At 66.2% G+C, this 21,591-nt stretch carries 17 protein-coding genes and 1 pseudogene; 16 read left to right on the top strand and 2 right to left on the bottom strand.

Annotated features, from left to right (window positions below):
- Positions 1-209: 209 nt before the first annotated feature.
- Both P1X14_RS17975 and P1X14_RS17970 read right to left on the bottom strand, forming a co-directional pair.
- On the bottom strand, positions 210-1,124 hold the full coding sequence (locus P1X14_RS17975; RefSeq protein WP_277316796.1) for a histone deacetylase: 915 nt from the start codon (positions 1,122-1,124) through the stop codon (positions 210-212).
- A gap of 8 nt (positions 1,125-1,132) precedes the next feature.
- Positions 1,133-2,182 (bottom strand): cupin-like domain-containing protein, encoded by a 1,050-nt coding sequence (locus P1X14_RS17970; protein ID WP_277316795.1) that lies wholly within the window; start codon positions 2,180-2,182, stop codon positions 1,133-1,135.
- A 73-nt stretch (positions 2,183-2,255) separates the two neighbouring features.
- On the opposite strand from P1X14_RS17970, the gene P1X14_RS17965 reads away from it, so the two are divergent.
- The 16 genes and pseudogenes from P1X14_RS17965 to P1X14_RS17890 form a co-directional block, all read left to right on the top strand.
- Positions 2,256-2,744 carry an RNA pyrophosphohydrolase gene (locus P1X14_RS17965; protein ID WP_277316794.1) on the top strand — a complete coding sequence of 163 codons (489 nt, stop codon included), beginning with the start codon at positions 2,256-2,258 and terminating at the stop codon, positions 2,742-2,744.
- 44 nt (positions 2,745-2,788) lie between these two features.
- Positions 2,789-3,679 (top strand): DUF481 domain-containing protein, encoded by an 891-nt coding sequence (locus tag P1X14_RS17960; protein ID WP_277316793.1) that lies wholly within the window; start codon positions 2,789-2,791, stop codon positions 3,677-3,679.
- A gap of 24 nt (positions 3,680-3,703) precedes the next feature.
- Positions 3,704-4,912, top strand: coding sequence for a hydrolase (locus P1X14_RS17955; RefSeq protein ID WP_277316792.1), 1,209 nt, complete (start codon positions 3,704-3,706; stop codon positions 4,910-4,912).
- Positions 4,912-5,922 (top strand): arginine N-succinyltransferase, encoded by a 1,011-nt coding sequence (locus P1X14_RS17950; RefSeq protein WP_277316791.1) that lies wholly within the window; start codon positions 4,912-4,914, stop codon positions 5,920-5,922. Before P1X14_RS17955 ends, P1X14_RS17950 begins: the two co-directional genes overlap by 1 nt.
- Positions 5,909-7,165: an N-succinylarginine dihydrolase gene (locus P1X14_RS17945; RefSeq protein ID WP_277316790.1), complete on the top strand. Its 1,257-nt coding sequence runs from the start codon at positions 5,909-5,911 to the stop codon at positions 7,163-7,165. Before P1X14_RS17950 ends, P1X14_RS17945 begins: the two co-directional genes overlap by 14 nt.
- 66 nt (positions 7,166-7,231) lie before the next feature.
- Positions 7,232-7,444, top strand: coding sequence for a hypothetical protein (locus P1X14_RS17940; RefSeq protein WP_277316789.1), 213 nt, complete (start codon positions 7,232-7,234; stop codon positions 7,442-7,444).
- Positions 7,445-7,519: 75 nt separating this feature from the next.
- A complete protein-coding gene (locus tag P1X14_RS17935; RefSeq protein ID WP_277316788.1) occupies positions 7,520-8,836 on the top strand; it encodes an ATP-binding protein in 1,317 nt (438 codons plus the stop codon).
- Positions 8,837-9,336: 500 nt separating this feature from the next.
- Positions 9,337-10,920: a pectate lyase gene (locus tag P1X14_RS17930; RefSeq protein WP_277316787.1), complete on the top strand. Its 1,584-nt coding sequence runs from the start codon at positions 9,337-9,339 to the stop codon at positions 10,918-10,920.
- A gap of 43 nt (positions 10,921-10,963) precedes the next feature.
- Positions 10,964-14,494, top strand: coding sequence for a hydantoinase B/oxoprolinase family protein (locus P1X14_RS17925; RefSeq protein WP_277316786.1), 3,531 nt, complete (start codon positions 10,964-10,966; stop codon positions 14,492-14,494).
- Entirely contained in the window at positions 14,494-15,165 is a 672-nt protein-coding gene (locus P1X14_RS17920; RefSeq protein WP_277316785.1) for a DUF969 domain-containing protein, read from the top strand. The genes P1X14_RS17925 and P1X14_RS17920 overlap by 1 nt, the downstream gene beginning before the upstream one ends.
- Complete coding sequence (locus P1X14_RS17915) at positions 15,162-16,115, top strand: DUF979 domain-containing protein (protein ID WP_277316784.1); 954 nt, start codon at positions 15,162-15,164, stop codon at positions 16,113-16,115. The genes P1X14_RS17920 and P1X14_RS17915 overlap by 4 nt, the downstream gene beginning before the upstream one ends.
- Entirely contained in the window at positions 16,112-17,107 is a 996-nt protein-coding gene (locus P1X14_RS17910) for a DUF2891 domain-containing protein (RefSeq protein WP_277316783.1), read from the top strand. The genes P1X14_RS17915 and P1X14_RS17910 overlap by 4 nt, the downstream gene beginning before the upstream one ends.
- 236 nt (positions 17,108-17,343) lie before the next feature.
- On the top strand, positions 17,344-18,249 hold the full coding sequence (locus tag P1X14_RS17905) for a hypothetical protein (RefSeq protein ID WP_277316782.1): 906 nt from the start codon (positions 17,344-17,346) through the stop codon (positions 18,247-18,249).
- 11 nt (positions 18,250-18,260) lie between these two features.
- Entirely contained in the window at positions 18,261-18,737 is a 477-nt protein-coding gene (locus tag P1X14_RS17900; RefSeq protein WP_277316781.1) for a hypothetical protein, read from the top strand.
- Positions 18,738-18,759: 22 nt separating this feature from the next.
- A complete protein-coding gene (locus tag P1X14_RS17895) occupies positions 18,760-19,848 on the top strand; it encodes a DUF11 domain-containing protein (protein ID WP_277316780.1) in 1,089 nt (362 codons plus the stop codon).
- Between the two features lie 70 nt (positions 19,849-19,918).
- A pseudogene (locus P1X14_RS17890) lies at positions 19,919-21,591 on the top strand (hypothetical protein); the annotation flags it as partial.

The raw sequence follows: 21,591 nt of genomic DNA, 5'->3' as shown, positions 1-21,591 counted from the left end.
GTCGACAAGGTGAACTGCCCGCCCGTCAACTGCATCCCATCGCCGGAATCCCCGGCAAAACGGACCACGACAGCCTCTTGCGGCGGGTGGGCCGACGCTTCTTCGGGCGTCAGCGTATGAGCGGCGGTTGCCATGGACTTCTTCCTGCGAACTTTATCGTTGCCGCGCTGTACGCCTCACATGCGGTTCACCCAAAGTAGAAAATCCCCTCATGCTTGCAAAGCTTGCTTTGCAACGGCCTGTCCCACCGCCAGGATCGAAGCGACATGGCGCTCGGCGACTTCCATCGCGTCGAGGCCATATCCGCCGCCCAGCGCGCTCGCGACCGGCACGCCGCGCGCCGCGAAGAAGCTACCGATCCAGCGATCCCGCGCATCCAGCCCCTCATGGGTCAGCGCCAGCCGCCCCAGCCGGTCCCCGCCGAACGGATCGACCCCGGCCTGATAGAGCACGAGCTCCGGCTCGAAACTGTTGACCAGCGGCGGCAGGCTTTCCGCCAGCGCCGCCAGATATGCCTCATCCCCGGTTCCATCGGCCAACCCGACATCCAGCGTCGAGACCGCCTTACGCACCGGAAAGTTCTTCTCGGCATGGATCGAATAGGTCGCGATGCCCGGCCGCCCGGCGCAGAGCGAGGCAGTGCCGTCGCCCTGATGCACGTCGCAATCGACGATCAGCACGCGCGAAACCACGCCCTGCTCGACCAGCCGCACCGCGACGATCGCCAGATCGTTGAACACGCAAAAGCCCGCGCCGGTATCTGCCAGCGCATGATGGCTGCCCCCGGCAGTATTTGCGGCATAGCCATGTTCCAGCGCCAGCAGCGCCGTCAGCCAGGTCCCGCCCGGCACCATCTGCGCCCGCTTCGCCACTTGCGGCGTCACCGGAAAGCCGATGCGGCGCTCCTTCTGCGGCGGCACCCGGACTTCCAGCACCTCCGCGACATAGTCCGGATCGTGCACCGCCTCGATCCATTCGCGCGGCATCGCCTCGGGAACATGCCATTCGAACGCATCGCCGCGCGCCAGAAGCACGTCGCGCACCAGCCCGTTCTTGTTCCACTGATAGGTGCTGCGCGCGGGCGCAGGCGCGACATAATCGGGGTGATGGACGACGCGGATCATGCCCGCGCCTACATGTCGTGGAAGCTGTGATAGCTCGAATAAAAGTCGTTATCCCAGGCAAAGCCGGTGAAGCTCATCCCGATATGCTGCTCCAGCCCCTCGACATGGTGCCACCAGCCGATCGGCAGGAACACCGCATCCCCCGGCCCGATCTCGCATTCCAGCACAGCCGGCCGCCCCTCGGCGGCGGGACCGGGCAGCAGTTCGTCGGTCTTCCAGCTGCTGAAGCAATGCCGGTGGTTGCGCATCAGCGGCGTATCATGGCTGGCCACCATCCGCACGCGCTTGCGGCCCGTCATCTGGATCAGCAGATTGTTAGTCAGGTCATGGTGCCACGGCGTGATCGTGCCCTTCGGCCCGATCCAGATAAAGCCATGCTGCGCGCCGCCTTCGTGGAGCAGTTCCGGCATCTCGCCGATATCGCGATAGAAGGGCGCGAACACCTGACGGTTCTGGTCGCTGTTGTTCGCAGTGACATAGAAGTCGTTGCTCGGCTCGGGCGAGGCCAGCAGCCGGGCCAGTTCGTCGAACGGGCGGAAAGCGCCATGCGCACCGGCATTGCCTTCATAATCCTGATCGGCTTCGCGGTTCCACTGGACCCGCACCTCCCGGCTGCCCAGCGTCTGCGCGAAATAGTCGAGCGACCATTTCTCCCGCGCCGCCCAGTGATCGAACAGGCCACGGATCACCGCCGGCCGATGCGCGCGATAATGGTCGCGATAGAATTGCGCGGCATCGGTCCGTTCGAGCACCGGGATCTCCATCCCGTGCGGATCGTTCGCCGCCAGCCGCGCGCGGTTCTGCAGCACCCATTCCCATTTATCGAGCCGGTGGGCCAGCCGCTCCGCCGCGCGGAGATAGGGACTCTTGAGCGCCCGCAATATCTCGGCCTGCACCAAAGCCAGCGGCACGCCTCCGGCCGCAAGCTGCTGCGCCAGTTCTTCCGGATCGGCGCCGTCGAGCAGCCTTTCGCCGATCAGCTGACGGAAATCGTCATTGACCACCATCGTGGCGCCGCGCTGGGCCTGAGCCTGTTTGCGTTTGTTGGCCTTCGCCATGATCGCTTCCCGAATCGTCCTGCCGCTGCATAGCCCAATGGGAATTGCCGCGCAGGGTTGATATGGGCGGCGCATGACCGATCGATCCGCTCTCCCCTATCGCCCCTGCGCCGGCGTCATGCTGATGAACCGCGAGGGCCGCATCTTCGTCGGCCAGCGCCTCGATTCCACGCTGGAGGCCTGGCAGATGCCGCAAGGCGGGATTGACGAGGGCGAGGACGCCTATGAAGCCGCCGTCCGCGAACTGTGGGAGGAAACCGGGGTCGAGGCCGGCAAAGTCGAGCTGATCGCCGAGGCGCCGGACGAGCTGTGGTACGATCTGCCCGACGATCTGATCGGCAAGGTGTGGAAGGGAAAATGGCGCGGCCAGCGGCAGCGCTGGTTCCTGTTCCGCTTCCTCGGCGACGATGGCGACGTGAATATCGCCACCGCCCATCCCGAATTCCGCGCATGGCGCTGGTCGGAGCAGGCCGATCTTCCCGAACTGATCGTTCCGTTCAAACGGGATCTTTACCGACAACTTCTCATCGTCTTTGCGGAACCGCTTGCCGCCGCAGGATAATGCAGGCCTGTTCGTGACGGGCGGATAACGATATCGGAACGACCATGCGCGCCTTGCTTCTCGCCATTCCGCTTCTGCTCGCTAATGCGAGCGATCCCGACACCATCCCGGCGCCGGTCCGGGCGATGCTCGACGCCGCCTTTGCGTCGGGCAACGAGAGTGAAGTTGCGACGATCGTGAAATATGCCCGCGGCGCCTCGCCCGAACATGCCGAGACGATCAACAAGCTCGCCGCCGACTGGCGCAGCGAACGCCGCCGCAACAACGAGCGCCGCATCCGCGAGGCCGGGCTGTTCGATCTGATGAAGGGGCGCGCCGAGCTGGGCGGATACCGGACCACCGGCAACACCAACAATGTCGGCCTCAGCGCCGTGGTGGAGCTGCGCCGCGAGGGGCTGGAATGGCGCCACAAGCTGCGCGTGCAGGGCGATTATCAGGAGAGCCTCGGGATCGTCACCCGCGAGCGCTATATGGCCTCGTACGAGCCCAACTGGAAATTCGACGAGCGCGCCTATGTCTATGGATCGGCGCTGTACGAGAATGACCGGTTCCTCGGCTTCAACAACCGCTTCTCGCTCTCGGCAGGCGCAGGCTACAGCGCGATCAAGAAGCCGCGGCTCCGCCTCGATCTCGAGCTTGGCCCGGCCTTCCGCCACACGGCCTTCACCAACGGCAAGGTCGAAAGCTATCCCGCGGCGCGCGGATCGGTCGATTTCGACTGGAAGATGACGCCCGGCATCTCGCTGCGCCAGAATGCGTCGGCCTATGTTCAGGACTCCAGCAGCACGGTGACCAGCAAGTCGGCGCTGGTGGCACGGCTGATCGGGCCGCTTTCCGCGCAGCTTTCCTATACGCTGCAATATGAAAGCAAGCCGCAGCCCGGCCGCGACACCACCGACACCACCAGCCGCGCGGCGCTCGTCGTGGATTTCTGATACCGGGCGCGCTACGACCCGATGATGAGTGCGATTTCTGCAATCGAAGCCGCCGCGATCGAGCGGATCGGCGATGCCCCGATTCTCGAACGGACCCAGAAATGGGTCGCGGTGAACAGCGGCACGCGCAATCTCGCGGGTCTCGCCACCGTGGCGGATATGCTGGCGGACAGCTTCTCTGCCCTTCCCGGCGAGCTTGCGCTGATCGAACCGGCTCCGGTCGAGAATGTCACCGCCGATGGCCGGGTGCACGCGCTAGACCATGGCCGCCATCTCCACCTCTCGGTACGCCCCGATGCGCCGGTCCAGCTATTGCTGACCGGCCATATGGATACGGTCTACGGCGCGGATCACCCGTTCCAGACCGGCGTCTGGCGTCCGGACGGAACGTGGAACGCGCCGGGCTGTGCCGATATGAAGGGCGGTCTCGCGCTGATGCTCACCGCGCTCGAAGCGGTCGAGGCCAGCCCGCTTGCTTCGCAAATCGGTTATGAGGTGCTGGTCAACTCGGACGAGGAGACCGGTTCCTTCTCCTCCGCTGCGTTGATCGAGGGTGCCGCGCGGGGCAAACTCGCTGCGCTCACCTACGAACCCTCGGCCCTGCCCGATGGCACGCTGGCCGGCGCGCGCGGCGGGACCGGGAATTTCTCGCTCGTGGTGCATGGCAAGAGCGCGCATGCCGGCCGCAATCCCGACGAAGGCCGCAACGCGCTCGTCGCCGCTGCGGATCTCGCGCTCCGCCTGGCGGCAGCGCGCGCACCGGGCCTCGCAGTGAACCCGGCGCGGATCGAGGGCGGAGGGCCCAACAATGTCGTCCCCGATCTCGCCATCCTGCGCGTCAATTTCCGGCCAAAGGATGCCGCCGCCATCGCAAAGGCGCAGATCGCGCTCGATCAGGCGATCGCGGTCGTCGCGGTCAAGCATGACGTCCGCATCGAGTTGCACGGCAGCTTCAACCGCCCGCCCAAGCCGATCGATCCCGGCGCGGAGAAGCTTTTTGCGCTGGTGAAGCAGGTCGGCTCCGATCTCGGGCTGCACATCACCACGAAGGACTCTGGCGGCGTGTGCGACGGCAACAATATCGCCGCGTGCGGTGTCCCGGTCGTCGACACGATGGGCGCCCGCGGCGGCGCGATCCACTCCAGCGACGAATATCTCATCCCGGAGAGTCTTCCGGAGCGCGCAGCGCTCTCCGCGCTCACCATCCTTCGCTTAGCCGAACGGGGCCTGTAATGACCTTCATCATCCGCGCCGCGCGCGAAGACGATCTCCAGCATCTCTATGAGATGGCGAAACTGACCGGCGGCGGTTTCACCAACCTGCCGCCCGACAAAAAGTCGCTCCGCGCCAAGCTGGAACGCAGCGCCGCCTCGTTCGCCCGCGACGATACCAGCGTGGCGGACGAGCTGTTCGTGCTGATGCTCGAGAATATCGTGACCGGCGAAGTCCGCGGCACCTGCCAGATCTTCACCCGCGTCGGCCAGCACTGGCCCTTCTACAGCTACCGCATCGGCATCGACACCAAGTACAGCCAGGAACTGAACCGCACCTTCCGCTCCGAACTGCTCAACCTGACCAACGATCTGGGGGGCTGTTCCGAGGTCGGCGGCCTGTTCCTCCATCCCGGCGAACGCGCCGGGGGTCTCGGCATGCTGCTCGCGCGCAGCCGCTACATGTTCATCCGCAACCATCGCGACCGCTTTGCCGACCGTATCCTCGCCGAGCTGCGCGGGGTGATCGACGAGGCTGGCGGGTCCCCCTTCTGGGACGGCGTTGCCGGCCGCTTCTTCGGCATGAATTTCCAGCAGGCCGACGAATTCAACGCCATCCATGGAAACCAGTTCATCGCCGACATGATGCCCAAGCATCCGGTCTACACCGCGATGCTGCCCGAAACCTCGCGCGCCGTGATCGGCCTGCCCCATCCCAGCGGCCGCGCCGCGATGCGCATGCTCGAAGGCGAGCATTTCTCGTTCGAGAATTATATCGACATCTTCGACGGCGGCCCGACCATGACCGCGCGCACCGATCATGTGAAGACGATCCGCGAGGCGAAGACCGGCAAGGTCGTCGCGATCGACAAGGGCGGCCAGGCAGCCCTCGTTTCCTCCGGCCGCCTTGCCGATTTCCGCGTGACTCAGGCCCAGGTCAGCGCCGTGGACGACCGCGTGATCCTCGACCCCGACGCTGCTGAGGCGCTCGGCGTCGCGGTCGACAGCGAGGTCACCTATGTCGATCGTTGAAATAAACTTCGACGGCATCATCGGACCCAGCCACAATTATGCCGGGCTGAGCTTCGGCAATCTCGCCGCGACCAAGAACCGGGGCGGCATCTCGCACCCCCGCGCCGCCGCGCTTCAGGGCATCGCCAAGATGCGCGCCAACATCGCGCTCGGGCTGACCCAGGGCATATTGCTGCCCCATGCCCGCCCGAACCATGGCTGGCTGGAAAGCCTCGCCACGACCCACGCCGACGCCGCGCCGCACACCCGCGCGCAGGCCATGTCGGCTTCGTCGATGTGGGCGGCCAATGCCGCGACCGTCTCGCCCGCTCCCGATACCGCAGACGGCCGCTGCCACCTGACCGTCGCCAATCTGCTCACCATGCCGCATCGCAGCCACGAATGGCCCGAAACGCTGGCCCAGCTCCGCCTCGCCTTCGCCAACCCTGCCTTCGCGGTGCACGGCCCGGTGCCGACGCCGTTCGGTGACGAAGGCGCAGCCAATCATATGCGGCTGTGCGTCAGCCATGACGCGCCCGGCGTGGAAGTGTTCGTCTATGGCATTGCCGGCGGCCCCTTCCCTGCGCGCCAGCACCCGGACGCCAGCGCCGCCATCGTCCGCCACCACCTGCTCGATCCCGCGCGGACTTTGCTCGTCCAGCAATCCGAGGAAGCCATCGCCGCCGGCGCCTTCCACAACGATGTGGTCGCGGTCGCAAACGGCCGCGTGCTGTTCACCCACGAACAGGCATTCGCCGATCGCGAAACCTTCTACGCCGATCTCCGCACCGCCCTGCCCGAGGTCGAGATCGTCGAGGTCCCCGCGGCAAAGGTCAGCCTGGCCGATGCGATCAGCTCGTACCTGTTCAACGCCCAGCTCGTCACCCTGCCCTCGGGCGAAATGGCGCTGATCCTGCCGAGCGAAGCCCGCGACACACCGAGCGTCTGGTCGTGGTTGCAGGAGCATGTCGCGGGCAACGGCCCGATCCGCCGTCTCGAAGTCGTCGATGTCCGCGAATCCATGGCCAATGGCGGCGGCCCCGCCTGCCTGCGCCTGCGCGTCGTCGCCGACCCTGCCACGGCCGATCCCCGCTTCCTGGTCGATGATACGAAGCTCGACGCCATCGCCGCGGTGATCGAGGCATATTGGCCCGAAGTCATCGCACAGGAAGAAATTTCCGATCCCGCACTGGTCGAAAAAATCGAGAATGCGCGCATCAAGCTTCTCGAAACGCTCGGAACTGTCGAGTTAATTGACAGGTAACCATAGTCGTTAAGGCGGAAACCGCGGAAATCCTCACTTGGCCCGCACCTTGCGTAAGATATGGCCATGTTCCGCAGGATCGCCCGCCTCTTCACGATCAAGACCAAGTTCGAGGCTTTCCTCGTCATCTACGGTCTCGGCACCGGCGCGGTCGAACGCGGGCTTCACTATCTCGACAAGTTTCCGGGGATCGGCGGCTGGATGCTGTTCTTCGTCTGCCCCATCGCCGTGTTCATGGCTGGCGGCAAGATACTGGACGGCATCAGTGCCGCGGAATGAAATGCGCCGAACCCGATTGTATCGCGTTGACGCGCACGTTACCCGGCTAAGCGCTCTCTCGGGCAGGAGATTCTAGTGCGGCTTTTCCCCGGCATGTTCATTCCCCTCGCGGCCCAGGCCCTGCTTGCAGCGGTCGTGCCCGGCGGCCTGCTGGTGTGGAACATGCACAATGGCCAGCAGATCGAACTCGCCCAGCGCGATCAGGAGCGGCTGGAAGGCTTCGTCTCTACCGCGGGCGAAGCCCTCGCCGCGGGCAAGCCGCTCAGCCGCCTGATCCCCGAACTCGATCAGCGCGATCCGCGCCTCGCCGGCCGCATCCAGCTCGCCAACGCCGATGGCAGCCCGATTGCCGGCCCGGCCAGCAGCAACCCGCCCCGCGCCGAACGCCCGCTGAAACTGAATGGCCAGACCGTCGCGCTCGCCCGCATCGTCCGCGAACCGACGCTGACCGACAGCGACCGCAACTTCCTCGCGACCCAGTATCTCGGCATCGCGGTGATCGTCACCGGCCTGTTCGCGCTGCTGCTCGCCGCCGCCTATGAGTTCGCCCGCCGCTGGTCCAAGCCACAGCTCGAACTGTACCGGCTCAGCCGCGAGATCGTGCATGGCGATCACGACGTCGATATCGAGGAGCGCGGCCCCGCAGAGGTCGTCGCCACCTCGCGCAACCTTCAGCGCATCGCCAGCCAGTTCAGCCGCCTCGAAACCGCGCGCCGCACCTGGCTCGTCTCGATCGCCGACGAACTGAAGCGCCCGACGGAAAGCCTTGCCGTCCATCTCGACAAGCTCGCCGCGGTCCAGCATCCGATCAGCGCCGACCTGGCGACGGGACTTGAGGAAGACCAGCGCCGCCTGTCGCAGATGGCCGAGGATCTCAGCGCCGTCGCCCTTGCCGATCTCGGCCGCCTGCCGGTCAATTTCAGCCAGGTCGATCCGCGCGCGCTGATCCACAACGCGATCTGGGGCAACGCCAAGCGTGCCGAGGGTCAGGGCGTGAAGCTCGAGACCAGCACGCTCCCGCAATATACCATCTTGGTGAAGTGGGACGGCGCCCGCATCGAGCAGCTGTTCGGCGCGCTGATCGACAATTCGCTGCGCTACACCCCGCGCAACGGCCGCATCGTGCTGGGCCTCGAAAGCTCGCGCGACGCATGGCGCCTGATCATCGACGACAGCGCGCCCGGCGTCGACGTGATGCTCGCCCAGCGCCTGTTCGAACCCTTCTACCGCAGCTCGGACCGTCCCGAGGATTCGGCCGCGGCATCGGGTCTCGGCCTCGCCACCGCCCGCGCCATCGTCGAAGCCCATCACGGCCGGATCGAAGCCAGCCGCTCCCCCATCGGCGGCCTGCGCGTCACCGTGATCCTCCCCGCCGAACCGCCGCGGGCCTGATCGCGTATCTCGAACCCTGGGCGCTTCGTCCCGTTTGACAACTGGCTGTGCTCCGGCGAAGGCCGGAGCGTTGGACGTATCGCAGTCCGTTGACTGCCGGCGCTCCGGCCTTCGCCGGAGCACAGCTCATTTCATGGCAACTTCTCGCAGAGGACAGATTTCAGTCCGCTCTCCCATGCGCGGAGGAACGAGAGATTGGCGGGCTATATCCGTCAGCTATTGACATTGTTCCCATTTTGTTCTACAAACCATCTCCTCGAAGCTTCGAAACAAAATCCGGCATCCCAACCACCTGCATCGCCAAGATGCGGGGCGCCTCAACGCGACCATTCGCGTGCGGGCGTGCACAAGCGGGCGAGCGCCCGCCGCGATGCCATTGTGACTCTTGTGACTCTTCGCCGATCACCCGATCGGCGGGAACGGAGCGGCGTTGCCAATCGCGCTTGATCGACACCTCCCCACCCTGCTACCGGTGTCATAACAATATCGGGAGAGGTTGAATGGCAAGGCTGTTGCGCTGGCTGCTGGCGATCTGTGCGCTGGCCACCCTCTCCGTCCCCGCCCAAGCGCAGGATCGCGGCAAGATCCTCGACACGATGAAGCGCGCCACGCGGTTCATGGTCGAGAAGGCCTCCACCAATGGCGGCTATGTCTGGGCCTATACCGAGGATTTCTCGCGCCGCTGGGGCGAGATGGAGGCCTATCCGACGATGATATGGGTGCAGCCCCCGGGCACGCCGACCATGGGCCATCTGTTCCTCGATGCGTACCATGCCAGCGGCGATCCCTATTATTACGAAGCGGCGGAAAAGGCCGCGGCGGCGCTGATCGCGATCCAGCTCGATAATGGCGGCTGGCACTATTTCGGCGATTTCGGCGGTCAGGCTTCGACGAAGCAATGGTATGCCACCATCGGCAAGAACGCGTGGAGGCTGGAGGAATTCCAGCATGACTGGGGCAACGCCACCTTCGACGATGCCGGCACGTCCGAAGCGATGCAGTTCCTGCTGCGCCTCTATGTCGAACGGCACGATCCCAAATATCTGCCCCCGCTCAAGAAGGCGCTGAACTTCGTCCTCGACAGCCAATATCCGATCGGCGGCTGGCCCCAGCGCTGGCCGCTCCGCCACGATTTCTCGCATCACGGCAAGCCCGATTACACCAGCCTGATCACCTTCAACGACGATGTCGCGGGCGAAAACATCAAGTTCCTGATCTATTGCTATCAGGTGCTGGGTGGCGACGAGCGCGTGTACGACGCGATCATCCGCGCGATGAACGTCTATCTGGTCACCCAGCAGGCCGCGCCCCAGGCTGGATGGGGTCTGCAATATACGCTGGACCTCAAGCCGGTCGGCGCGCGCACCTATGAGCCGGACGCGCTGGTCACCCACACCACCGCCGCCAATGTCCGCTCGCTGATGGACTTCTACCGCCTGACCGGCGACGCCAAGTTCCTCGCCCGCATTCCCGAGGCACTCGACTGGCTGGAATCGGTTCGCCTGCCCGCCGATCAGGTCAAGAATGGCCGCGCCTATCCGACCTTTATCGAGATCGGCACCAATCGCCCGCTCTATGTCCATCGCCGCGGATCGAACGTCGTGAACGGCGAATATTATGTCGATTACGAACCCGCGGGCACCATCACCCATTACAGCGCCTGGCGCGCGATCAACGTCCCCGCGCTGCGCGCCGAATATGAGAAGCTCAAGGCAACTTCGCCCGCCGAGATCGCCAAGGAGTCGCCGCTGCGTCCGGGCAATGCCCGCCCGCTGCCGCGCTATTTCCTGATCGATGCGGTCGAAACCTCGGACCTCAACACCGCCGACGGCAAGCGCACCCCGGCCGCACTGATCGGCTCACTCAACAAGGCCGGCTATTGGCCGACCGAGCTGCGCGCGACCAGCAACCCTTACGCCGGCGACGGATCGAAGACCCCCGCCCCCGGCGATTTCGGCGGCACCCGGGTGGGCGACGCTACCGACACCTCACCCTTCATCACCGACAAGCCGGTGATCGGCATCTCCACCGGCACCTATATCGACAATATGAAGGTGCTGATCGCGGCGCTGAACCCGCGCTGATCGCTGCTTGACCTGAACGCCTCCGCCCCGCATCGCTTGGCCGATGGGGCGTTGGCATTTCTGGGTCGATCGCGGCGGGACCTTCACCGATGTCGTCGCGCGCACGCCCGATGGCGCGATGGTCACCGCCAAGCTGCTGTCCGAAGATCCGGAGCGCTATGACGACGCCGCGGTCGCCGCGATCCGCCAGCTGACCGGCGTCCCTTCAGGCCCCCTGCCCGATGCCGAGATCCGCATCGGCACCACCATCGCCACCAACGCGCTGCTCGAACGCAAGGGCGAGCCGGTCCTGCTCGCGATCACCAAGGGGTTCCACGACGCACTGGTGATCGGCACGCAAGACCGCCCGGACATCTTCGCCCGCCGCATCGATCGCCCCGCGCCGCTCCACGCCGAAACCATCGAGATCGACGAACGCGTCACGCACGAAGGCGAAACCCTTCGCCCGCTCGATCTCGACGCCGCCCGCGCTGCCTTCACCGAAGCCCATGCCCGCGGCCTGCGCGCCATCGCGATCCTGCTGCTGCACGGCTATCGCCACCCCGCGCACGAAGTCGCGCTGGCCGCACTGGCCCGCGAGATCGGTTTTACCCAGATCTCGGTCAGCCACGAAGTCGGCGCGCTGATCAAACTGGTCGGGCGTGGCGATACCACCGTGGTCGATGCCTATCTCTCGCCGGTGCTGCGCCGCTATGTCGAAGGGCTGGAGGCGGCGCTGGAAGGCACTTCGCCCCTGTTCATGCAATCCAATGGCGGCCTCGCGCCCGGCCGCGGTTTTCGCGGCAAGGACGCGATCCTGTCCGGTCCCGCGGGCGGTATTGTCGGCATGGCCGAGACTGCGCGCCGCGCCGGGTTCGAACGCGTCATCGGCTTCGACATGGGCGGCACCTCGACAGACGTCTCGCTCCACGCCGGCCATTATGAGCGCGACAACGAGACCATCGTCGCGGGCGCCCGCATCCGCGCCCCGATGCTGCGCATCCACACCGTCGCGGCCGGCGGCGGATCGGTGTGCAGCTTCGACGGCGGCCGGCTGAAGGTCGGGCCGGAATCCGCAGGCGCGGTACCCGGCCCCGCCGCCTATCGCCGCGGCGGTCCGCTCACCGTCACCGATTGCAACGTCGCACTCGGCAAGATCCAGCCGGAATTCTTCCCCAGCGTCTTCGGCCCCGAGGGCGACCAGCCACTCGACCGCGATGCCGCGCTCGCCCGCCTGTCGGAAGTCGCGGCGCAAGCAGGCCTTTCACCGCAAGCCACTGCCGAAGGACTGGTCGCCATCGCCGTCGCCAACATGGCGAATGCGATCAAGTCGGTCTCCATCGCACGCGGGCATGACGTGACCCGCTTCACCCTCGCCAGCTTCGGCGGCGCGGGCGGCCAGCATGCCTGCCTCGTCGCCGATGCATTGGGGATCGAAACGGTGATGATCCATCCGCTCGCGGGCGTGCTCTCCGCCTATGGCATCGGTATCGCCGCCCGGCGCGAAGTCCGCGAACGCACCGTCGAACTCCCGCTGGACGATCCCGGCCTCGAACCCGTCGCCACCGCACTCGGCCTCGAAGCCCTCGGAGCGCTCGGCGAGACCGCGCGGCTCGAACTCACCGCCCATCTGCGCACCAAGGGCAGCGACAGCACCATCGAGGTGCCGCTCGAACAGCCCGATGCGATGCAGGCGGCGTTCGCCACCGCCTATCGCCAGCGCTTCGGCTACGATCCCATCATCGCGCCGATCGTCGACATGATCCGCGCCGAAGCCATCGCCGAAACCGGCGAAGCGCTCGCCCTTCCCGCACCGCCCGAAACCAGCGCGCCACCCGTCGCGACGGTCGAGACCTTCATGGCCGGTGCAACGCATGCCACCCCGGTCCATGACCGCGCGGAACTGGCACAGGGCGCGATCCTGGAAGGCCCCGCGCTCATCACCGATCCGGTGGCCACCACCATCGTCGAGCCCGGCTGGCGCGCCACGATCGATGGCGAAGGCAGCATCATCCTCACCCGTGCGATCCCCCGCGCGACAGCCACGCTCGGCACCGCGCTCGATCCGGTGCGGCTGGAGATCTTCTCAGGCCTGTTCATGGCCATCGCCGAGGAAATGGGCGCCGCGCTCCGCCACAGCGCGTCGTCGGTGAACATTCGCGAGCGGCTCGATTTCTCCTGCGCGCTGTTCGACGCGGCCGGAAACCTGATCGCCAACGCCCCGCATATCCCGGTCCATCTCGGATCGATGGGCGAGAGCATCCGCACCATCCTGACCCGCCGCACCAGCGACGGCCGCGGCATCCTTCCCGGCGACGTCTACGCACTCAACGCCCCCTATGACGGCGGCACGCATCTGCCCGACATCACCGTGATCCAGCCGGTATTCGTCGATGGTAGCGACACCCCCGCCTTCTTCGTCGCCGCCCGCGGGCATCATTCGGATATCGGCGGGATCAGCCCCGGATCGATGCCACCGAACAGCCGCAGCATCGACGAGGAAGGGATCATCTTCGACAATGTCCTACTTGTCGAAAATGGCCGCCTGCTCGAATCCGAGACCCGCGAACTGCTCGCCTCGGGTCCGCATCCCGCTCGCAATATCGACCAGAACATCGCCGATCTCGCCGCCCAGATCGCCGCCTGCGCCCGCGGTGCGGAAGGCCTGCGCCGCACCTCGGCCGAATATGGCGTCGCGGTGGTTCAGGCATACATGGCCCATGTCCAGGACTATGCCGAACAAGCCGTCCGCCGCCTGATCCCGCGCCTGAGCGACGGCAGCTTCGCATACGAGATGGACAGCGGCGCGATCGTGCAGGTCGCGGTTACCGTGGACCGCGAGACGCCCGCCCTCACCTTCGACTTCACCGGCACCAGCGACCAGCAACCCGACAATTTCAACGCACCCCTCGCCGTCGTCCGCGCCGCAGTCCTCTACGTCATGCGCACGCTGATCGACGAAGCCGTGCCGCTCAACGACGGTTTCCTCCGCTCGGTCACGATCCGGGTGCCGGAGGGCAGCATGCTCAATCCCCGCTATCCAGCGGCGGTGGTCGCTGGCAATGTCGAAACCAGCCAGGTCGTGACCGATGCCTTGTTCGGCGCGCTGGGGGCATTGGCGGGGTCGCAGGGGACGATGAACAACTTCACCTTCGGCAATGCCCGCCACCAATATTACGAGACTATCGCGGGTGGCTCCGGCGCCGGCCCCGGCTTCGAAGGCACCGCCGCCGTCCAGACCCATATGACCAACAGCCGCCTGACCGATCCCGAAGTGCTGGAGGCCCGCTACCCGGTGCTGGTCGAGCAGTTTGCCATCCGGCGCGGCTCGGGCGGCGAAGGCGCCCACAAGGGCGGCGACGGTGCGATCCGCCGCATCCGCTTCCGCGAAGCGATGCGCGCTGGGATACTCTCCAACCGCCGCCGCGTGCCCCCCTTCGGTCTCGATGGCGGCCAATCCGGCGCGCCCGGCATCAACCGCATCGAACGCGCCGATGGCAGCGTGGAAACCCTGTCCGCCACCGCCTCTGCCGAAATGGCGCCCGGCGACGTGTTCGTGATCGAAACCCCCGGCGGCGGAGGCTTTGGACGCTGATGGAATATCTCCCGCTTCTCGGCATTCTCGTCGTCGTCGCGGGGTTCGCGATGCGGCTGAACGCGATGCTGGTGGTCACCGCCTCGGCCTATGTGACCGGTCTGCTCGCGGGCAAGGACCCGATCCAGGTCACCGAGATTTTCGGCAAGGCGTTCAACGACAATCGCATCCTCGCCATCACCTGGGTGGTGCTCCCCGCGATCGGATTGCTCGAACGCTACGGCCTGCAACAGCGCGCCCGTGCGGTGATCCTCGGCTTCCGCAACGCCAGCGCGGGCAAGCTGCTGATCCTCTATCTCCTCTATCGCCAGATCACCGCCGCGATCGGCCTCCATTCCACCGCGGGCCATCCCCAGACCGTCCGCCCGCTGGTCGCTCCGATGGCGCTGGCCGCCGCCGAGAAGCAGCAGGGCGAGCTGGACGAAGCGACCACCGAACGGGTCAAGGCGCAGGCTGCGGCGACCGACAATATCGGCCTGTTCTTCGGCGAGGACATCTTCTTCGCCATCGGATCGATCGTGCTGATCCAGGCAACGCTCGCCCCCTACAGCATCGAACTGACCCCGTTCGAACTGGCCAAATGGGCGATCCCCACCGCTATCGCCGCCTTCCTGATCCACGGCCTGCGCCTGCTGCTGCTCGACCGTCAGCTGGGGAGCCGCAAGCCATGATCACGCTCGAATGGCTCTATGTGCTGGTCGGGCTGATGTTCGCTGCCTTCGCCCTGCTCAACGCGCTCGACCGCAGCAATGCGAAGCGCTTCGGCAATGCCGCCTTCTGGGGTCTGATGGCGGTGAGCCTGCTGGCCGGTTCCTATATCGGCAATCTCGCGAACGGCTTGCTGGTGCTGGGACTTGCCGGACTGGCAGGCTTCGGCGCGCTGGGCCGCGGATCGCCGCCCACCACTTCCGATGCCGAGCGCGAAGCCTCCAGCGCCCGGCTCGGCAACCGCCTGTTCCTGCCCGCGCTGATCATCCCGCTGACCGCGCTGATCGGCACGCTGGCTTATAATTACACCCCGCTCGGCGCCTCGGGCATCTTCCAGCCCAAACGCGAGACCTACATCCTGCTCGGCCTCGGCGCATTGCTCGCGGTCGGCGTCATCTTCGTCTGGCTCAAGCCCCCGGCCAGCGCGCCGCTTCAGGAAGGCCGCAGGCTGATGGACTCGATCGGCTGGGCCGCGGTGCTGCCCCAGATGCTCGCCGCACTCGGCGTCGTCTTCGCGTCGGCAGGCGTCGGCACCGTCATCGGCAGCACCGCCAGCGCGATCATTCCGGCGGGCAACATCTTCCTCACCGTCCTCGTCTTCGCGCTCGGCATGGCGATGTTCACGGTGATCATGGGCAATGCCTTCGCGGCCTTCCCGGTGATGGCCGCCGCCATCGGCGTGCCGCTGCTGATCCAGCGCTATGGCGGTGACCCGGCGGTGATCGGCGCGATCGGCATGCTGGCGGGCTTTTGCGGCACTTTGCTCACCCCGATGGCCGCGAACTTCAACCTCGTCCCCGCGGCATTGCTCGAGCTGAAGGACCGCAACGGCGTGATCAAGGCACAGGTCGCCACCGCCCTGCCCCTGCTCGCGGTCAACATCGCCCTGATCTACCTGCTGGCCTTCCGATGACCCACCTCACGCCCGAAATCGCGGGCACCTTCGCCCGGCTGACGCTCAGCCATCTCGAGCAGCAATATCCCTACAAGATGGATCTGGTGCTGAACGGTCCGGAGGATGCCAGGCCACCGATCGCGCATCACCCGATCTTCCATGGCAGCTTCGACTGGCACAGCTGCGTCCATGGCTGGTGGCAGATCATGCGTCTGATGCGCCGCTACCCCGGCCTGCCCGAAGCCGCCGAAATCCGTGAGCGCGCCGACCGCCTGCTCACCCCGGAGAAGGTCGCGGGCGAACTCGCCTTCCTCTCCCGCCCGATGTCGGCCGGGTTCGAGCGGCCCTATGGCTGGGGCTGGCTGCTCGCGCTGCACGGCGAACTCGCCCGGCACGACGCGCCATGGGCCGCCGCACTCGAACCGCTCGCCCGCGCCTTCGCCGCGCGCTTCCACGCGTTTCTACCCAAGCTGACCTACCCGATCCGCGTCGGCACCCATTTCAACACCGCCTTCGCGCTGATCCTCGCGCGCGACTGGGCACTGGTACACGATCCCGAACTGGTGCCGCTGATCGACACCAGCGCGACCGGCTGGTTCTTGGAAGACCGCGATTGCCAGGCATGGGAGCCGGGCGGCGACGAGTTCCAGTCGCCCGCGCTGATCGAGGCCCTGCTGATGAGCCGCGTCCTGCCCGGGACGGATTTCGCCACATGGTTCGATGCCTTCCTGCCGCGCTGCGCGGAGGGCCAGCCGTTAACATTGTTCACGCCGGCCCATGTCTCGGATCGCGACGACGGCAAGATCGCGCATCTCGACGGACTGAACCTCAGCCGCGCATGGTGTTGGCGCGGACTGGCCGCCAAGCTCGGCCCCCAGCATCCCGCCGCGGCCGTCGCCATCGCGGCGGCCCAACGCCATCTCGACGCCAGCCTCGGCCATCTGGACGACAGCTATATGGGAAGCCACTGGCTCGCCACCTTCGCGCTGTTGGCGATAGATCATCCCTAGGTAATATTACATAAGGGCCAACCCATAAGTAGAACACGAATAAATATAACGGATTTCATCCTGAATATATCCACTTCGGATAAATCCAGTTGATTCATTGTATTACTACCTAAGCAGCATTTAAAGTCGCCATAACTGCAATCTGCGACACCGATACCCGAAATTAGTTCAAAAGGGTGTGTCAGGTGTCACTGATCGGGCGGATCGTGATTGCAGTGTTTGGGGGATGCAGCTTGATGCTTGCAGCCGTACCCGCACTCGCGTCCGGCCCGGCAGGCTCCATCATCCCCAATACCGCCACCGTCAGCTTCAGCATCGCGGAGCAACCGGCCACCATCGCGTCGAACCAGGTGACGTTCCGCCTCGGCGAAATCCTCGATCTCCAGCTGACCCCTGCGGTCTCCAGCCTGTCGCTCGGACAGGGGCTGACCCCGGTCGCGTTCACGCTCACCAACACCGGCAACGGGCACGAGCCGTTTACCCTTTCCGGCCGCCTTGAGGGCGTCGACGCCACGGTCGAGGCATTCGCGATCGACATGGACGGCGACGGCCAGTTCGACCCGGCGCACGATCTGCGGATCGAACCCGGCGCCGCGACCCCGCCGCTCGCCCCCGGCGCCTCGATCCGCTTCCTCGCGCTGGTCCGTGCTTCGGCTCCGGCAACCGGCGGCAAGCTGATCGTCGCGACCCGCGCCGTCACCGGTTCGGGAACACCGGGCACCGGCTATGACGGCCAGGGCGACGATGGCTGCGACGCGGTCGTCGGCGCGACCACCGCTTCCGCCGAAGCCAGCGTCACGATCACCATGGCCTCGGGCGATCCCGACAACGTCTCGGTGGTCAAGTCCCAGTCGGTCGTCGCGCCCAATGGCGACAGCCTGCCGGTCCGTGGCGCCACCGTCACCTACACTCTCGAAACCCGCTTCGGCGGGAGCGGCGCCGTCCGTGATGCCCGCCTTGCCGATACGATCCCTACCGGCACGGCCTATGTCCCGGGCAGTCTGCGCCTGGACGGCGCCGCACTTACCGATGCCGGCGGCGATGATGCCGGCAGCTTCGACGGCGCGGCCATCCGCGTCGCTCTCGGCGACATTGCGGGTCCGGCCGTCCGCACCATCCAGTTCCAGGTCAAGATCAAGTGAGGAGCACGTCCATGCCTGCAATCCTGAAGTCCGGCGGGGCGCTCGCGCTGCTCGCCATTGCCGTGCCCGCGCTCGCGGTCGGCAACCCCGTTACCATCACCTCGCGCGTGCTGGCGGAAGTCCGCAAGCCCGCCGCCGACGGCACGACCCGCGTCGAACTGGCCGCCCCCGGCCACGTCACGCCGGGCGACCGCGTCGTCTATCAGATCACCGTCCGCAATTCGGGCAGCCAGGCCGCGCGCGATCTCGTGATCGCCAATCCGGTCCCGGCCCAGCTCGCCTATGCCGGACCCTCGCAAGGCTCGCCCGCGCCCGAAGTATCGGTCGACGGCCAGCGCTTCGCCCCGATTGCTCAACTGACCGCGCGCGGCGCGAACGGTCAGCTGCGCGCAGCCACGTTGGCCGACGTCCGCGTCGTCCGCTGGCGCCTCGCCTCGGTCCCCGCCGGCGGCTCTGCCAACGTCTCGTTCCGCGCCATCCTCAAGTAACTCGTAAAAGGGTAAGTTCGTCATGTATAACAAGCTCAAGCTGCTGGGCGGCGCGGCGATCGTTTCGATCTTCGCTTCCCCGGCCTTCGCGCAGGAAACCCCTGCAGGTACCAGCATCAACAACCAGGCGACCGTGACCTATTCGGTCGGCGGCTCGAACCAGTCGAGCACGTCGAACACCGCGACGTTCGTGGTCGACAAGAAGGTCAACCTGGCCGTCGCCGAAGTCGGCGGCACGGCGACCAAGGTCTCGATCGGTTCGACCGATCAGGTGACGACCTTCACCGTCACCAACCTGACCAACGCCACGCAGGACATCCGTCTGACCGGCGACCAGCAGACCGTGTCGATCCCGCTGCTCGGCACCGACGATTTCAACGTCACCAATATCCGCGTATTCGTCGACAGCAACGGCAACGGCACCTATGACGCCGGCGTCGATACCGCGACCTATATCGACGAGCTGGCGCCCGATGCGACCGTTACGGTCTTCATCGTCGCCAACATCCCGAACACCGCGGGCATCCACACTGCGATCGTCGGCCTGAAGGGCACGGTTGCGGCTGGCGGCACTTCGGGTTCGCTCGGTGCCGATCTGGTCGCCACCTCGCTGCTCACGCCGGATTCGCCGACCACGGTGGACATCGTCTTCGCCGACGACGCGAACCTGCTCGATCAGCTGCGTGACGGTTCGCAGTGGGCATTCGACGCGTACACGATCGACAGCGCCGCGGTTACCGGCACCAAGACCGCACGCGTCGTCAGCGACCCATACAACCTTCTGGTCAACCCGAAGGCCATTCCGGGCGCGACGGTCGAATATTGCATCAGCGTCGCCAATGCCGGTCCCGGCATCGCCACCAGCGTCGCGATCAGCGACGCGATCCCTGCGAACACGACCTTCGTGTCCGGATCGATCGCGGTCGGCGGTCTCGGCGTCGGCCAGTGCCTGCTCAACGGCACGCCGGAGGACGACAACAACACCGGTGCCGACGAAACCGACCTGTATGGCGGTTACTATGACAGCGGCACGCACACCGTTCACGCCACCCTCGGCAGCGTGCTGCCGCTGGTGCCGCTGAACATCTCGTTCCGCGTGACCATCAACTAAGACCAAAAAAGAGGCCACCCCCCGGCTCCCGGCGCGCCGCCCCCTGCGCGCCGGGAAACGGAGAACCCTTATGCTCCGCATCCCCTTCCCCCTCCGTGCCGCGCTGGCCATGCTTGCGCCGATCGCCGCGCTCCTGCTCCCGCAGGCGGTGAGTGCACAGACGCGGATCGCGAACACGGCCTCGCTTACCTATTCGACCAATTCCGGCGATCGCACGCTCCCGTCCAACACGGTCGAGCTGACGACGGCCAAGTATCACACCAAGATCACCTTCCGGCGCCTGCCGACCGACTTCGTGATCGATTACAGCCAGCTCAAGTGCCAGCCCCAGCCGATCCTCTACACCCCGCAATGGATCAGCGCCGAGGAACTCGCCAAGGCCGCCCCGCTGCGCTCGCTCAACATCGACAATCCGATGATCGTCGTGCTCGAAGCGCCGGGCGAGAATTACGATCCGACCAAGATCGAAACGACCCTGCTCCATGCCGATTCGGGCAAGCGCCAGGGCGATGCGGTGATGTTCGAAACCGGCCCGAACACCGGTATCTTCGCCGGCGTCTTCCCGCCCAGCACGCTGCATTCCGGCGACTCGACCCGCTCGGCCTGCGATCTGACGCGCGACAATAACGGCTTCCTCACCCTCTCCTTCTCGGAAGATGACGACAGCTATGGCTCCACCGCCAGCCTGCTGATCGATCCGCTGGGCCATGTGTTCGATTCGCGAACCGGCAAGCCGATCAACGGCGCCACCGTCACGCTGATCGACGATGCGACCGGGCTGCCGGCAACGCAGGTGTTCGGCGACGACGGCATCAGCGCGTATCCGAACCAGGTCATTTCGGGCCAGACCCTCACGGACTCCAGCGGCTGGCGCTATGTGATGGAAGACGGCGACTTCCGCTTCCCGCTGCTGCCGCCGGGCAACTACCGCCTCGTAGTGACCCCGCCCGCCGGCTACACCGCCCCGTCGATCGTCGCGCCCGCCGCCATGGCCGCGCTGCGCGATCCACATGGCGATCCCTTCACCATCGTCGCGGGTTCCTATGGCGGCGTGTTCACCCTCTCCACGCCCGATCCGGTCCGCATCGACCTTCCGATCGACCCGGAGCGTCCGGCGATCCAGCAGGTCGCGGCACCGCGCCTCACGGTCGAGAAGATCGCCTCGGTGCGCGAGGCCGAGATCGGCGACTTCATCCAGTACCGCCTCGAGATCCGCAATATCGGCACCGATGCCGCGACCCCGCTGACCGTGACCGACACGCTGCCCCGCGGCCTGCGCTATCGTCAGGGATCGAGCCGTGGTGCGCCGGAGCCGGCGGTCAGTTCGGATGGCAAGACCATCGTCTTCACGCTCCCCAACCTCGCGGTCGGCGGTCAGGTCCAGATCACCTATCTGGTCGAGGTCGCTCCCGGCGCCCCTCCGGGCGATGCGGTCAACAATGTGATCGCGCGCGCACCCAGCCAGGCCGGGCCGGTCAGCAGCGCCGCCAGCGCCCCGGTGCGCATCCGCCGCCCGCTGATGACCGATGCCTTCACCGTGATCGGCCGCGTGACCGAGGGCAACTGCCTCGATCCCGAGCGCGGCCGCAAGGGTGTCGCCGGCATCCGCCTGCTGATGGACGATGGCAGCTATGTCGTCACCGACAAGGACGGCTTCTATCACTTCGAAGGCGTCGCCCCCGGCACCCGCGTCGTCCAGCTCGACCGCGCCAGCGTGCCGCGCACCCATGAGCCGGTCACCTA

This window comes from Sphingomonas sp. AOB5, assembly GCF_029433115.1.
Lineage (GTDB): Bacteria > Pseudomonadota > Alphaproteobacteria > Sphingomonadales > Sphingomonadaceae > Sphingomonas.
Note: the sequence above shows the minus strand (reverse complement) of the source record. Positions and strands in the feature narration are given on the sequence as shown.

Excerpts from the sequence above, each read along its gene's own strand:
- P1X14_RS17950 (WP_277316791.1), top strand. The coding sequence starts at position 4,912 with ATGACCTTCATCATCCGCGCCGCGCGCGAAGACGATCTCCAGCATCTC.
- P1X14_RS17975 (WP_277316796.1), bottom strand. The coding sequence starts at position 1,124 with ATGATCCGCGTCGTCCATCACCCCGATTATGTCGCGCCTGCGCCCGCG.
- P1X14_RS17965 (WP_277316794.1), top strand. The coding sequence starts at position 2,256 with ATGACCGATCGATCCGCTCTCCCCTATCGCCCCTGCGCCGGCGTCATG.
- P1X14_RS17945 (WP_277316790.1), top strand. The coding sequence starts at position 5,909 with ATGTCGATCGTTGAAATAAACTTCGACGGCATCATCGGACCCAGCCAC.
- P1X14_RS17940 (WP_277316789.1), top strand. The coding sequence starts at position 7,232 with ATGTTCCGCAGGATCGCCCGCCTCTTCACGATCAAGACCAAGTTCGAG.
- P1X14_RS17920 (WP_277316785.1), top strand. The coding sequence starts at position 14,494 with ATGGAATATCTCCCGCTTCTCGGCATTCTCGTCGTCGTCGCGGGGTTC.
- P1X14_RS17915 (WP_277316784.1), top strand. The coding sequence starts at position 15,162 with ATGATCACGCTCGAATGGCTCTATGTGCTGGTCGGGCTGATGTTCGCT.
- P1X14_RS17970 (WP_277316795.1), bottom strand. The coding sequence starts at position 2,182 with ATGGCGAAGGCCAACAAACGCAAACAGGCTCAGGCCCAGCGCGGCGCC.
- P1X14_RS17905 (WP_277316782.1), top strand. The coding sequence starts at position 17,344 with ATGCTTGCAGCCGTACCCGCACTCGCGTCCGGCCCGGCAGGCTCCATC.
- P1X14_RS17895 (WP_277316780.1), top strand. The coding sequence starts at position 18,760 with ATGTATAACAAGCTCAAGCTGCTGGGCGGCGCGGCGATCGTTTCGATC.
- P1X14_RS17910 (WP_277316783.1), top strand. The coding sequence starts at position 16,112 with ATGACCCACCTCACGCCCGAAATCGCGGGCACCTTCGCCCGGCTGACG.
- P1X14_RS17955 (WP_277316792.1), top strand. The coding sequence starts at position 3,704 with ATGAGTGCGATTTCTGCAATCGAAGCCGCCGCGATCGAGCGGATCGGC.
- P1X14_RS17960 (WP_277316793.1), top strand. The coding sequence starts at position 2,789 with ATGCGCGCCTTGCTTCTCGCCATTCCGCTTCTGCTCGCTAATGCGAGC.
- P1X14_RS17925 (WP_277316786.1), top strand. The coding sequence starts at position 10,964 with ATGGGGCGTTGGCATTTCTGGGTCGATCGCGGCGGGACCTTCACCGAT.
- P1X14_RS17900 (WP_277316781.1), top strand. The coding sequence starts at position 18,261 with ATGCCTGCAATCCTGAAGTCCGGCGGGGCGCTCGCGCTGCTCGCCATT.
- P1X14_RS17930 (WP_277316787.1), top strand. The coding sequence starts at position 9,337 with ATGGCAAGGCTGTTGCGCTGGCTGCTGGCGATCTGTGCGCTGGCCACC.